Origin of the sequence: Enterococcus sp. DIV0682, assembly GCF_051712685.1 — a bacterium.
Taxonomy (GTDB): domain Bacteria; phylum Bacillota; class Bacilli; order Lactobacillales; family Enterococcaceae; genus Enterococcus; species Enterococcus faecalis.
In genome coordinates this window covers 2,619,753-2,633,202 of sequence record NZ_JBIOPK010000001.1, presented here as the reverse complement: position 1 = coordinate 2,633,202, position 13,450 = coordinate 2,619,753, and the positions used below count along the sequence as shown (strand labels likewise).

13 protein-coding genes are annotated in these 13,450 nt (G+C 41.9%); 9 read left to right on the top strand and 4 right to left on the bottom strand.

Annotated features, from left to right (window positions below; all coding sequences use genetic code 11):
• Nucleotides 1-30: 30 nt before the first annotated feature.
• The 6 genes from mutL (at nt 31) to pepG1 (IGK96_RS12725) (ending at nt 5,274) form a co-directional block, all read left to right on the top strand.
• A complete protein-coding gene (mutL, locus tag IGK96_RS12750) occupies nt 31-2,163 on the top strand; it encodes a DNA mismatch repair endonuclease MutL (RefSeq protein ID WP_010713705.1) in 2,133 nt (710 codons plus the stop codon).
• A 24-nt stretch (nt 2,164-2,187) separates the two neighbouring features.
• Nucleotides 2,188-2,742 (top strand): Maf family protein, encoded by a 555-nt coding sequence (locus IGK96_RS12745; protein WP_002354869.1) that lies wholly within the window; start codon nt 2,188-2,190, stop codon nt 2,740-2,742.
• Nucleotides 2,743-2,874: 132 nt separating this feature from the next.
• Nucleotides 2,875-3,312 (top strand): peptide-methionine (R)-S-oxide reductase MsrB, encoded by a 438-nt coding sequence (msrB, locus tag IGK96_RS12740; protein WP_002354871.1) that lies wholly within the window; start codon nt 2,875-2,877, stop codon nt 3,310-3,312.
• Nucleotides 3,313-3,486: 174 nt separating this feature from the next.
• The gene (locus IGK96_RS12735; protein WP_002381060.1) at nt 3,487-4,458 is read left to right on the top strand and encodes a ribose-phosphate diphosphokinase; all 972 of its coding nucleotides are present in this window, start codon (nt 3,487-3,489) and stop codon (nt 4,456-4,458) included.
• A 232-nt stretch (nt 4,459-4,690) separates the two neighbouring features.
• The gene (gene pepG1 / locus IGK96_RS12730) at nt 4,691-4,834 is read left to right on the top strand and encodes a type I toxin-antitoxin system toxin PepG1 (protein WP_002392696.1); all 144 of its coding nucleotides are present in this window, start codon (nt 4,691-4,693) and stop codon (nt 4,832-4,834) included.
• Nucleotides 4,835-5,130: 296 nt separating this feature from the next.
• Complete coding sequence (gene pepG1 / locus IGK96_RS12725; RefSeq protein WP_002392696.1) at nt 5,131-5,274, top strand: type I toxin-antitoxin system toxin PepG1; 144 nt, start codon at nt 5,131-5,133, stop codon at nt 5,272-5,274.
• 240 nt (nt 5,275-5,514) lie between these two features.
• On the opposite strand, the gene IGK96_RS12720 is transcribed toward pepG1 (IGK96_RS12725), so the two are convergent.
• From IGK96_RS12720 to IGK96_RS12710, 3 genes are all read right to left on the bottom strand, one after another.
• The gene (locus tag IGK96_RS12720) at nt 5,515-6,108 is read right to left on the bottom strand and encodes a PBECR4 domain-containing protein (RefSeq protein WP_010706987.1); all 594 of its coding nucleotides are present in this window, start codon (nt 6,106-6,108) and stop codon (nt 5,515-5,517) included.
• A 461-nt stretch (nt 6,109-6,569) separates the two neighbouring features.
• On the bottom strand, nt 6,570-7,220 hold the full coding sequence (pgmB, locus tag IGK96_RS12715) for a beta-phosphoglucomutase (protein ID WP_085443093.1): 651 nt from the start codon (nt 7,218-7,220) through the stop codon (nt 6,570-6,572).
• 14 nt (nt 7,221-7,234) lie between these two features.
• Complete coding sequence (locus IGK96_RS12710; protein ID WP_104876100.1) at nt 7,235-9,979, bottom strand: glycoside hydrolase family 65 protein; 2,745 nt, start codon at nt 9,977-9,979, stop codon at nt 7,235-7,237.
• Nucleotides 9,980-10,240: 261 nt separating this feature from the next.
• Here IGK96_RS12710 and treR point away from each other — a divergent pair, with 261 nt between their 5' ends.
• The 3 genes from treR (at nt 10,241) to IGK96_RS12695 (ending at nt 12,827) form a co-directional block, all read left to right on the top strand.
• Complete coding sequence (gene treR / locus IGK96_RS12705; RefSeq protein WP_002354877.1) at nt 10,241-10,954, top strand: trehalose operon repressor; 714 nt, start codon at nt 10,241-10,243, stop codon at nt 10,952-10,954.
• A gap of 379 nt (nt 10,955-11,333) precedes the next feature.
• On the top strand, nt 11,334-12,032 hold the full coding sequence (locus tag IGK96_RS12700; protein WP_033625718.1) for a WxL domain-containing protein: 699 nt from the start codon (nt 11,334-11,336) through the stop codon (nt 12,030-12,032).
• A gap of 93 nt (nt 12,033-12,125) precedes the next feature.
• Nucleotides 12,126-12,827: a WxL domain-containing protein gene (locus IGK96_RS12695; RefSeq protein ID WP_016618608.1), complete on the top strand. Its 702-nt coding sequence runs from the start codon at nt 12,126-12,128 to the stop codon at nt 12,825-12,827.
• Nucleotides 12,828-12,867: 40 nt separating this feature from the next.
• On the opposite strand, the gene mscL is transcribed toward IGK96_RS12695, so the two are convergent.
• On the bottom strand, nt 12,868-13,314 hold the full coding sequence (gene mscL, locus IGK96_RS12690) for a large conductance mechanosensitive channel protein MscL (RefSeq protein ID WP_033919012.1): 447 nt from the start codon (nt 13,312-13,314) through the stop codon (nt 12,868-12,870).
• Nucleotides 13,315-13,450 lie beyond the last annotated feature (136 nt).

Here is a 13,450-nt window from a genome sequence, read left to right as displayed (position 1 = left end):
TAGGAACCGAACCGGTTAGGAGGTCGTGAAATGGGGAAAATTCAAGAACTATCCGAACAACTAGCCAACCAGATTGCTGCTGGTGAAGTTGTTGAACGTCCCGCTTCTGTCGTCAAAGAATTGGTGGAAAATGCACTGGATGCAGGAAGCACCCAAATTGATATTTTTATTGAAGAAGCTGGCTTGAAAACCATTCAAATTATTGATAATGGTGAAGGAATTGCCAAAGAAGATGTACTGAATGCCTTCAAACGCCATGCCACAAGCAAAATTCATACAAGAGATGATTTGTTCCGAATTCGCAGCTTGGGGTTCCGAGGCGAAGCCTTACCAAGTATTGCCTCAGTTTCTGAAATGATTGTCGAAACTGCCACAGCTGAGGAAGAAGAAGGCAGCTATGTGATTCTAAAAGGGGGCAAGGTCGAAGAAAACCGACCAGCAGCACTCCGTAAAGGCACAAAAATGACCGTTTCTAATTTATTTTATAATACGCCCGCTCGTTTGAAATACGTCAAAACGATCCAAACGGAATTGGCCAATATCGGTGACATTGTCAATCGTCTGGCGTTAAGTCACCCTAAAGTCGCTTTTCGCTTGGTTCATGACGGCCACAAAATGATGAGTACAACAGGCAATGGTGATTTAAAACAAACGATTGCGGGGATTTATGGCATTAGCACCGCAAAGAAAATGTTGAAAATTGAAGGAAAAGACCTTGATTTTACTTTGACAGGGTATGTCTCATTGCCAGAAGTCACACGGGCCAGCCGCAACTATTTATCAACGATTATCAATGGTCGTTATATTAAAAATTTCGCGTTAAATAAAGCAATTGTAGCCGGCTATGGTTCGAAACTAATGGTGGGGCGTTTTCCAATTGCTGTGTTAGAAATTGAAATGGATCCGCTGTTAGTCGATGTCAATGTCCATCCTACTAAGCAAGAAGTTCGTTTAAGTAAAGAAAAAGATTTAATGGCATTAATTGAACAGGCGATTCAAGAAGTGTTGAGCCAAGAACAGTTGATTCCCAATGCGGCAGACAATTTGCGTTTTAAAAAGAAACTACCGCCAGAACCTAAAGCCGAACAAATGGAAATTCCTCTATCGACTGAACAACCTGCGGTAAAACAACGACCGGGCAGCTTAAGCTATAATCCCGCAACAGGCCGCTTCTATGCGGAACATGCGACAGACGAAACACCAGTCTCAAGCGCCCCTGAAACTGTCAACCAGACAGAAAGAGCAGTGGATCCAATGGACGACCCATTTGCGCCGCCAGTGCCAGAATCAACGAGTGTAGCGGAAGAAACGTCAGCTTACGAAACCTCTTCGGCAGCTGCTGATTCCGCAAATCATTGGGAAACAGCTAGTAATGAGCAACAGGTAATAGCCGAAGAAACGAAAATAACTGAAGTGCCTGATTCAGAACCTTCTCTGCGTTCATCAGAGGCTGCTGACGAGGTTTTCCAAGAAGAAATGAAACTTCACCCGGAATTCGATGCCAATAGCGCTGCGAGCCAAAGAGAACTGAAACAAGCCCTGAACAAGTTGGAAGAAGAACGACCGACAGAACGTTTTCCTGAGCTAGAATACTTCGGTCAAATGCACGGAACTTATTTATTCGCACAAAGCAAAGATGGCCTGTTTATTATCGACCAACACGCTGCCCAAGAACGAATTAAATACGAGTACTTCCGTGAAAAAATTGGCGAAGTCAGTGATGATTTACAAGAACTATTGGTACCAATCGTTATTGATTATCCAAATAGCGATGCCTTGAAAATTAAAGAGCAGAAAGAAACCCTTGCGGAAGTCGGCATCCATTTGGAAGACTTTGGACAAAATAGTTTCATTGTGCGGGCGCACCCAACTTGGTATCCTGCAGGCGAAGAGGAAAGCATTGTTCGCGAGATGATTGACATGTTGCTAACAACTGGCTCGGTCAGCGTGAAAAAATTCCGTGAAGCAACTGCCATTATGATGAGCTGTAAGCGATCCATCAAAGCCAATCATTACCTCAATGAGCAACAAGCACGCGTGCTATTAAAAGATTTAGCCTTGTGCGAAAATCCGTTTAATTGTCCGCATGGACGTCCGGTGCTGATTCATTTTACGAATTCAGATATGGAACGAATGTTTAAACGCATTCAAGACCCCCATTAAAAAGAAACGAGGCGTCATCAATTTATGCAAATTATTTTAGCATCCCAATCTCCTCGCCGTCAGGAGTTATTAAAGCGTGTGGTTCCAACTTTTACGATTGCACCAGCCGACATCGATGAAACTGTTGGCAAAGACGGCTTACCAGCAGAATATGTGGCGCAAATGGCTGCCCAAAAAGCAGCGGCTATAGCAGAGCAATCCCCCGAAGCACTAGTCATTGGCTGCGATACAATTGTGGCATTGGCGGGAGAGATCCTCGGCAAACCCACTTCTCGGGAAGACGGTTATCGCATGTTGCGCCTCCTAAGTGGCAAAACACATGACGTGTATACAAGTGTGACGTTGAAACAAGGGGAAAAAGAGCGCTCCGCGACAGTTCATTCAACCGTGACGTTTTATCCACTGACAGACACGGAAATCCATGCTTACTTAGATACCGCAGAATATGCCGACAAAGCAGGCGCTTATGGTATCCAAGGACAAGGAGCATTACTAATTGAAGCAATCGCTGGCGATTATTACGCCATTATGGGCTTACCAATTGCCAAAGTAGCCCGACTACTAAAAGAATTCAACTAATAAAAGACAGTCCTTTTCATTCGTCAAAAAGAGAAAGGACTGTCTTTTACTATGCAAACTATTAGGTGCCTGTTTGGCAAACGTGGTATCATTGAACCCAATAAATTGAACAGAAGAAAAGGAGTGGACAGAATGACAAAACCAACAGAAGAAGAATTAAAACAAACCTTGACGGATCTTCAATATGCCGTCACACAAGAAAACGCAACAGAACGCCCTTTTTCAGGAGAATATGATGACTTTTACCAAGACGGAATCTATGTAGACATTGTTAGTGGCGAACCGTTGTTTAGCTCCTTGGACAAATACGATGCTGGTTGCGGCTGGCCATCCTTTACCAAACCAATTGAAAAACGTGGCGTCAAAGAAAAAGCTGATTTTAGTCACGGCATGCACCGAGTAGAAGTTCGCAGTCAAGAAGCAGATTCACATTTAGGGCATGTTTTCACTGATGGCCCACTCCAAGAAGGCGGCTTACGTTATTGCATTAATGCGGCAGCTTTGAGATTTGTGCCAGTGGCAGATTTAGAAAAAGAAGGCTATGGCGAGTACCTTTCTTTATTCAAATAATCCTCATTTTTTAGACAAATACGATAAAATAGTTAGAAGAAAGCGACTTTTGATGAATATCTTGTATGAAATACAGAAAATCTCTTGATTTATTTGGCTAGGACTACTATTATTTTAGAAGGAAAGTATTGTTCAGTTTTAACGAATTGGCTGAAATAGAAAGTGGAGGTTCTAATGTCGAAACATTATTTTGATCCAAGATTGAAAATCTTTTCTTTGAACTCTAATCGTCCCTTAGCAGAAAAAATTGCGGATGCTGTGGGTGTGGAGCTAGGAAAGTGCTCTGTAACACAATTTAGTGATGGCGAAATTCAAGTGAATATTGAAGAAAGTATTCGTGGTGCACATGTTTACGTCATTCAATCAACAAGTAGCCCTGTTAACGATAACTTAATGGAACTATTAATCATGATTGATGCGTTAAAACGTGCGAGTGCTAAAACAATTAACGTGGTTATGCCTTATTATGGGTATGCACGTCAAGACCGTAAAGCACGTGCCCGGGAACCAATCACTGCTAAACTTGTTGCAAACATGATTGAAAAAGCTGGCGCAACAAGAATGTTGACATTGGACTTACATGCGGTCCAAATTCAAGGATTCTTTGATATTCCAGTGGATCATTTGATGGGTGCACCATTAATTGCCGATTACTTCATCGAACACGGCATTCAAGGCGATGACGTTGTTGTTGTTTCCCCTGACCATGGTGGTGTAACGCGTGCACGTAAATTGGCAGAATTCTTAAAAGCACCAATTGCGATCATTGACAAACGTCGTCCAAAAGCGAACGTAGCAGAAGTAATGAATATCATTGGTCATGTGGAAGGCAAAACATGTGTCTTAATTGATGACATGATTGACACAGCGGGGACAATTTCTCTTGCTGCAAACGCATTGAAAGAAGCCGGAGCAAAAGACGTTTACGCTTCTTGTACACATCCCGTTTTATCAGGACCAGCCTTACAACGTATTGAAGATTCAGCAATTGAACGCTTAGTTGTAACAGACTCTATTTACCTATCTGATGATCGTAAAATTGCAAAAATTGACGAAGTCAGCGTTGGTGAATTAATCGGAGATGCGATTAAACGTATCCACGAAAACAAACCAGTTAGTCCGTTATTTGAAACAAAAAATAAATAATTACAAAAAACCCGCCCACATCATTTTTCTGATGTGGGCGGTTTTTTCTCTAAATCATTTTATCTAAAAAAATATTGTAACCTGAATATTTATTAGGTATTCATGATATACGATAAGTGTAGAGAAGTTAAGGCGGCGGCAAGCGCAAAGGAAGATGCGCTTTGCGACGAGCATCGCAACAAAGTGAGAAACATAGGAGCAGAGACTTTCCCCTTTCGGTGAGGTGGTGCGTATGAGCGTACTTCCAAAATTTACAGAAAGGAGAGGCCTTTTGTCAGCATATGAAACAATTCAGACGATCCTAGGGTTTGGTATGTTTACCATTGCTTTGATTGCGCTGATTGTTAAATTGCTTAAAAATGACAATAAAAAATAACCGTCAACTTTGACCAAGCACGGTTATTTTTAAATAATTAACATGGTCACCGTCTTAAACGGCTCTACATCAGAGAGGTATGTTGACGCATCTCTCTCTTTTCGTTTTCATTATAGCACATTTATCTAAAAAAATATATTGTAACCTGAATATTTATTAGGTGTTCATGATATACGATAAGTGTAGAGAAGTTAATGCGGAGGCAAGCGCAAAGGAACATGCGCTTTGCGACGAGCATCGCAACAAAGTGAGAAGCGTAGGAGCAGAGACTTTCCCCTTTCGGTGAGGTGGTGCGTATGAGCGTACTTCCAAAATTTACAGAAAGGAGAGGCCTTTTGTCAGCATATGAAACAATTCAGACGATCCTAGGGTTTGGTATGTTTACCATTGCTTTGATTGCGCTGATTGTTAAATTGCTTAAAAATGACAATAAAAAATAACCGTCAACTTTGACCAAGCACGGTTATTTTTAAATAATTAACATGGTCACCGTCTTAAACGGCTCTACATCAGAGAGGTATGTTGACGCATATCTCTCTTTTCGTTTTTATTATAGCATATTTTCCCGAAAAGTACGAATAAATTTAGCGTTAATCCGTGAAATCCTAAAAGCTGTTAAAGAGGAGAAAAACCTCTGGGCTTTTTCTCTTTGCCTATAGTCTGTTTAGCCCGCTTTTTTGTTAAAATTTATCGTAAACTTCAATTACTGAGGTGCTATTCAGCTCAGACTTACTTATTTTAATTACTTCATGGGATTCAGTTAAAGATTTCGATTGGCTCTTTCGTGGCTGATTTATTAACGATAATAAAGATTGTGGGACGTACTTTTTGTTATTCTCTTTACATGTTAACGCCACAATCATTTTGCCTGAACGAATTGCTTTTTCATACTGTAAATTATAAAATTTTCCTCCATCGCATATTCGTACACCTGGAGAAATAAGCATTTCTAATAGAGAAATTACTTGTAATTTTTGGCCTGTGGTTCCATCATCTTTAGGTTTAATCCCGCGCAGTGAAACTTTATTATTTTTTAAAGCTCTGTAAAATTGAGTAGCCTTAAAACGAAATTTACAGCTCCCTTGTTTATCTATTTGATAATAGTCAACTCCGCATAAATGCATAAAATTCCCAGCTTCAAATTGAACGTTCATTTCTAACAATTTCTTTGTTTTCCGATGTTGATATGTATAAGTGAACATATGATTATTGAAGTTGGTGTCATAAATTAAGAACGCCTTTCTAATTGTGTCAAAATCTTTTTTCTCAATCATTAGTTTCTCCTATAAATAAAGAAGCCAAGCTTAGCTTGCCTTCTTTAAACTTCAAATATAATTCAGGTTTTTCTGTTGCTCACCAACTATTGGCTCTACGTCCAATTCTATATCGAGTTTTTCTGTTGCTCGCCAACTATCGGCTATTACTTCCGATTTCAGTATTGAGTTATTATGATGCCTGATCATCAAGAAACATCTACTTGTTTCTAATAAAAGTCTACCACAGAACCACGTTCAACTCAATCCTTTTTAATCCAATAATGGAGTGTAATGACAATAAAAAATAACCGTCAACTTTGACCAGCACGGTTATTTTTAAATAATCCAAAAGGTCACCGTCTCAAACGGCTCTACACTAGAGAGGTACGTTGACGCATCTCTCTCTTTTCATCTACATTCTAGCATAGATACAATGTAGATGAAAAGAGGTGCCTGCTGCTAAAGGTTCTTGTCCTTCTTTAGCGATTGAGCAGTGCATCAACGCTTAGTTCAGTCATTTCAGAGACTTGTATGTCGGCTCCGATTAAGGGTTGGCTGGCCGACAAGCCGACGGCATAGATGCCCGCGGCTTTCAAGCCGTCAATGCCTGATTGTGCATCTTCAAAGCCAATGGCGTTTTGCGGTAGCACGCCAATACTGTCAGCGGCGGCTAAAAAGATTTCAGGATCAGGTTTGCCTTTGCTTAACGAGTCGGGATCGACAATTGTGGCGAAGTACGCGCGCACGCCTAATTTTTCCAAAATCAGGGGCGCGTTTTTTGAAGCCGAAGCCACGGCACAGGGGATGTGATGTGCTTGAGCTTGCTGTAGCAATGGCACGACACCAGGTAAAACATCTTCTGTCGTTAAATGTTCTAATAATTGAACGTAGTGGTCATTTTTTTGCTGAGCTAAGGCTTCTTTTTCTGCTGGAGTAAACGCATTTTCACGGTGGCCATGGGCTAAAATGCGGTCCAAGGAATCCATCCGACTAATGCCTTTTAATGTTTCGTTGAAGGTTTCGTCAATGGGAATACCTAGCGAATCGGCCAACGCTTTCCAAGCTTGATAATGAAATTTGGCGGTGTCAGTAATGACACCATCCAAATCAAAAATAAATCCAATCGTCATTGTGGTTCGCTCCTTTATTGATAATGTACTTCTTTTGGTCGTTCGGCGGTTAACGGAATCAACGCGCCCTGAACCAATAATTGTGTGTCTTTATCTGCTGTAATCGTGACACTGGTTTGTGTTAATGAAAATTGATACGTCACGCCTTGATGAATAAACTGGAAGGCCAGCGATTGCCAATGTTCAGGTAAGTTTGGACAAATTGATAACTCGTTTTGGCGCGTGTCAACGCCTGCATACGTCGCTAAAGTAACGTGGATCGTCGCAGCCATGACCCCTGTATGAATCCCTTCAGAGGTCGTGCCACCTTGAATGTCACGATAATCGGAATACAACGCTTCTTGATAAAGTTGCCAAGATAGCTCATGGAATTGCGCCATTTCTGCCAATTGGGCATGAACAATTCGTGACAAAGTCGAACCATGAGACGTCCGTTTTAGATAATACAAAAGATTTTTTTCCAAATAATCCGCAGGCAATTGATACCCTAAATCTTCTAAAATTTGATCCACCCGAGTTTTGTCTAAGTTGTAGAACAACATTAACGTGTCGGCTTGTTTCGCCACTTTGTAATCATCGGGAGATTCTCCTTCGGCTTTTAAAATTCGATCCATGCGGTAAATATTGCCGTATTTCTCTTTCATCGCTGCCCAGTCAATCTCTTTTAAGCCGAAATACCCTTCATATTGCGCAATAATGCCGTCAGAATTAACTTCAATTTCCAGTGAATTTTGAATTTGCTGCATGCGGGCTAGATCAGCCGAAGTGGTCTGCGTTTTGGCAAAAAGTTGTGCCTGTTCTTCCTCAGAGAAAAGTGCCAAAATGTTGGTTAATTCTTCGAATAGCCAAACCACCATCAAATTCGTATAGGCGTTGTTTTTCAATCCGCTTTCCGCTTGGTCTGGATAGCCCTCGTGAAACTCATCAGGTCCCATCACTTTATCAATAAAGAACCGTCCTGTTGCGTCATCTAACGTCGCAGCGCTGTTCCAAAATTGAGCGATTTCTAACAACATTTCGCCGCCATATTGTTTCATAAATTCATGATCCTGTGTACTATGCCAATACAACCAAGCATTGTAAGCAATCGCCAAGGACACATGCCGTTGCAGAATGCTATGATCCTCGCCCCAATGTCCATTCAACGGATTTAAGTGAAGTTTTTGCGTGGTTTCACGCCCGTCACGTCCTGATTGCCACGGATACATTGCGCCACGATACTGGCTAGCCGCCGCATTCTCCTTCGCCTTCTCTAATCGATGGTAGCGGTACAGCAACAATTGTTTCGCTGTGTCAGGATAATGTTGAATATAAAAAGGTAAAATAAAAATTTCATCCCAGAAAATATGTCCACGATACGCTTCACCATGCAAGCCTCGGGCGGTAATCGAGACGTCCAATGCTTGCGCTTGGTTACTAAAAGGCGAAGCCGAAGCCAGCAAGTGATAACTGTGAATCCGTAAAAGTTTTTGAGACATCAAATCGCCTGTCACGGTAATGTTGGCTTGTTGCCAAAGAGTTTGCCAAGCGCGGGCGCTTTCCTGAGCGGCGGCCGCAAAAGAGTCCTTCGGCGTAAACGGTACTTGCCAACTTTGTTCGGCGTGGCTGGCTTGCACATAGACTTGTTTTTCTAGCGTATAGCGCGTGCCTTGGTGCGCCATCACGGTCACCACTTGGGCGATTTTTTCCGCTTCTTCTTGAATCGTAATCGCTTCTTTTTCAAAAAAATCACCGGTTATCAAGGCCGTTTCTCGGACGCTCAAGTTAGATTGATTGGTACAAACCTCAATCACGGTTTTGTTTTCCTGCGCGCTTAATGCTGTCACCTGAAAATGTTTCGCTGTTAAGTTACGATACCGCGCCACGTTATAGTTGTAGACACTACCATCAGTGACGGTTTTCAAAGTAATCGGGGCCGAAAAGTTTAACGGCTCAAACGTATATTGCAGATGATAGTCATTCGGCTGTGCCATATTGGCAATTTTTTTCGTCGTTAATTTAATTTGCTGATTGTCCGCATCTTTCAATATCATTTCTGCGACAAACAATCCCGTTTTCAAGTTCAATTGACGATGTAATTGTTGTAGCGTGTCTGGAGAAATCGTTAACCAGTCAGTGGCATCGCCAATTTTTAAAGCGATGTGTTGGTTGTCAGGAGCATTGACGAAATCTTCATTTTCCACTACTTGACCCGCAACTTCCGAAGCCGCTGTATTATAAAGCCCCGCAATGTAGGTCGCTGGATAATGATCATCAGAAATCGTCATCTCAGGTGTCGTGCCGCGCAAACCTAAAAAGCCATTGCCGACAGTTAACAGGGACTCCACCGCATATTCATTTTTCCCAGGCACGTAGCCATAATAGTCCAAATGCCAAGCCAAATACTGCCGTTTTTCTTCAAATGCTGCCAGCAGATTCGGTGCCGCCGCTTGTTCGGCTGCCGTTAAAAGTGGCGTGTTCAACTGTTCCGCGAATGCTTGAATCACCGCTTGCGGAACCAGCGCCAACGTTTCCTCTGGCGAAAAGAAGTCCGCTGGGAAATCAGCCACAATTCCCCCCAGAATCGGCGCAGCCTCTGCCACAATCAATTGGCACAGTTCAGGAACCGTTTCTTCGATAGTCAAGGCTTCAAAAGGGAACGTTTTTTGGTGAAGCGGTTCCAATTTATGGTTAAAAAAAGTCGTCGTTAGTTGGTTCGTTGCGAATGTTAATTCTAAAATGGTCATGTTTGGCGCCTCCTTGCGAACTTGTATAGACATGTTTTGTTTGACTACAGTATAGTATGAACGAATCAGAATTACAAGGATTTTCCCTAGATTCTTGGGAAAAGTTTTCCAGAAGGGGGCTGTAACAGACTGCGCTGGGTCCGAAAAAAAGGCGGTCAAGCAGTGGTTTGGCTGGGGGAGTCAGTGGCGTAAGCAAGGCAGAAAGTGCGGGGGATTTTTCTGACCAGCTCTAGGTTTTTCGGAGGGAATATGCTATGCTTTTAGAAAAGAAATTGTTGGTAGAGGAGGATCGGCATGAACAAGTTTCATGACATATTTTTAGAATTAGAACAACAAATTGTCCAAGGCGACTATCAGCCAGGCGATTTATTACCTAGTGAAAATCAATTAGTGGAAACTTACAATGTTTCCCGTGAAACAATTCGGAAAGCCTTGAATTTACTGATTAACGCTGGCTACATTCAGAAAAAGCAAGGCAAAGGCTCGATTGTCTTAAACTTTAAAAAATTTAATTTTCCTATTTCAGGGGTGACCAGTTACAAGGAGTTACAACAAACGCAACATATTGAAAGTCATACTCATGTGGTTTCCTTAGAAGAAATTCCTGTAGAGCGCAACTTGGCTCAGTTGACTGGTTGGACCGAAGGGGCCCCTGTTTGGCGCTTAGTTCGGCAACGGGAGATTGAAGGGGAAGTCGATATTTTAGATATTGATTACTTGATTAAAGAGATTGTCCCTGAACTGCCGAAGCATCGTGCCGAAGATTCGATTTTCGATTATTTGGAAAACGACCTTGGCTTGGCGATTAGTTATGCCCAGAAAGAAATTACCGTGGAACCGCTCACAGAGATGGACAAGCAACTGATTGGTGAAGTCGAAGGCAATCATGTCGTCGTGGTCCGCAGTATCATGAACTTGGAAGATACTCGCTGTTTTGGCTATACGGAATCCCGTCACCGCTTAAACAAATTTAAGTTTGTGGAATTCGCCCGTCGCCGCAAGTTGTAAGGCGCAGTGACTAGCAAACACAAAAACGGCTGTCATTAAATGAAATTTGAAGATTTTTTCGCCGAAATCGCGGATAAATTTATAAGAATTTAGGAGAAAACGTCAAAAGGTAAGAGTTGAACCCTTACTTTTTGACGTTTTCTTGCTGTTTATTAATCGATTTTGCCGCGAAAATCATTAAATAACACTTTCAAATGTCAAAAAGTGTTGAAATTTATGTTTAAAACCAAGAGATATCATTGATATTAAAAGAACTGTTGATTTTTTCTATGCGCGGTTAAATATTTAAAATCACAGACACAGGGGAATCTTGTATAATTAAGGCCATAGCTTCAGAAGTACATTCTGGAAATTCTTAAACAAAAGGAGACGTACATAGATGAAAAAGAAATTATTTGCAAGTTTACTCGTTGGCAGCGCAGTTGTTGGGGCTAGCTTGGCGCCTCTTTCGGCACAGGCTGTCACGACAGGAAATACACCAGTACAGGTAGAATTTGAAGGTGGAACATTGCAAGATCAGGGGGATGATACTGGCCCAATCGTAGATCCCGATCCGACGCAACCGAATACGAATTTTGACTTATTAGCCATCCCGAAAATTTTTGACTTTTCTCCCGTAAAAATTGGTGAGGATGTAACCGCTATTAGACCCATTTCAACTGCGCCAAAATCGATCATGGTGGGTGATGTCCGCGGAACCAAAGAAGGTTGGCATGTCACTGGCGAAGTAGTGGGCATGAGCAATGGCACAGATACATTAGATGGACAGATTACTTTTGGAATGACACCATACTATGCCATATTCAATGAAAGTACGAGTTCTTACGGGGGCTTCAATACTCTGAATGGCATGAATATCGCTAATGATCCAACGGCCCCTAGCTTTAACGGTGCGAGCCTTAAGATTGGTGGCGGCGCCGCGGCTTTAATTAACGCTCCTCTAGGAAAAGGGCAAGGGACTTGGTCAGGTCGTTTAGATAACTTAACGTTAAATGTAACGACACCGATGCAAGAACTGAAAAAAGGCGCGTATACAGGAAATGTCACCTGGAATCTTGTCGCAGGACCAGCGATTTAAGCATAAACAGGTAAACAATAGCGGACGAAAGAGCTGTTTAAATGGTCTTCCATCCGTTCTTAAACAATCAATTAAAAAAGAGAGGTATGCAAAATGAAAAAGAAATTACTCGCAAGTTTGTTGGTAAGTAGCGCAGTGGTTGGCGCTAGTTTGGCACCACTGTCGGCACAGGCTGTGACGACAGGGAATACGCCAGTGCAGGTGGAGTTTGGTGGAGGATTATTACCAGACCAAGATAATAACAGTGGTGGGTCGACAGCACCTGAACCAGGAACACCCAACACGGATTTTGATATACTTGCTATTCCAAAGTATATAAATTTTGCTCCTTCAAAAATAGGGGAAGATCTTTCAGCTATTAAAACTAGCTTGGTCCGTAAACTTGTTCATGTCGGCGATGTACGTGGAACAAAGGAAGGTTGGCATCTAACTGCAGAAATCCCACAAATGATTAACGGAACCGACAAATTAGACGGAGAGCTTAACTTTAACTTGTCCGCTTATTATTCTGTATTTAGACTGGAAGAATCAGGAGGGCGCTACGTAATTTCAGCAAATCAAGATGGGACTAATATTCAAGATGACCTTAGCGCTCCAGATTTTATTGGAACAAATATAAAGTTGGGGAGTGGCGCTGTTACATTAGTTAATGCACCGACAGGCAAAGGGCAAGGAATGTGGGCTACTGACTTGGAAAATCTAACGTTAAACGTTACAACCCCAATGCAAGAGCTGAAAAAAGGCGCTTATACAGGTAACATCACCTGGAATCTCGTGGCAGGACCATCAATTTAAGTCCAAACAAAAAAGTCATCCCCTCAGGATGACTTTTTGCTTATTTCTCTGTGAAGGTGCTGTCTGTTTTGACAGTTTCAGCAGGCGGTGTTTGCGCCGCTAGCAAGTCGCGAATTTCTTTTAAGTAATCTTCGCTCGTTGGTACCACTTCTTCTGCCGCTTCTTCTTTTTTGCCACGGTTTTTCATTTTGTTGGCCGCTTTGACAATCAAGAAGAGGACGAAAGCCGTAATTAAAAATGTAATAAGTGCACTAATCACGCTACCAATATTGAATTCAACGCCTTCGACTTTATAAACAAGGGCACCCAATGCATCGTCGGCACTCTTTTTCCCAGTCGTCAAGACAAAAATCAGACTAATTAACGGGGTAATCAAGCCTTCCACCACTTGTGTCACAATCGCTGTAAACGCACTACCAATGACAACACCAACGGCTAGGTCTAAGACACTTCCGCGCATGATAAACTCTTTAAATTCTTTAATCATTCTTTTTTCCCTCCTCACTTTAAAAACAGTATACCGAATCTTCTTGAAAATTTGAACTGAAAAACTCTTATCATTCAGAAAGCACCTGAAGCTGTGTTATAATGGAGCTATTGGAAAAAACATTAAAAAATGCTTT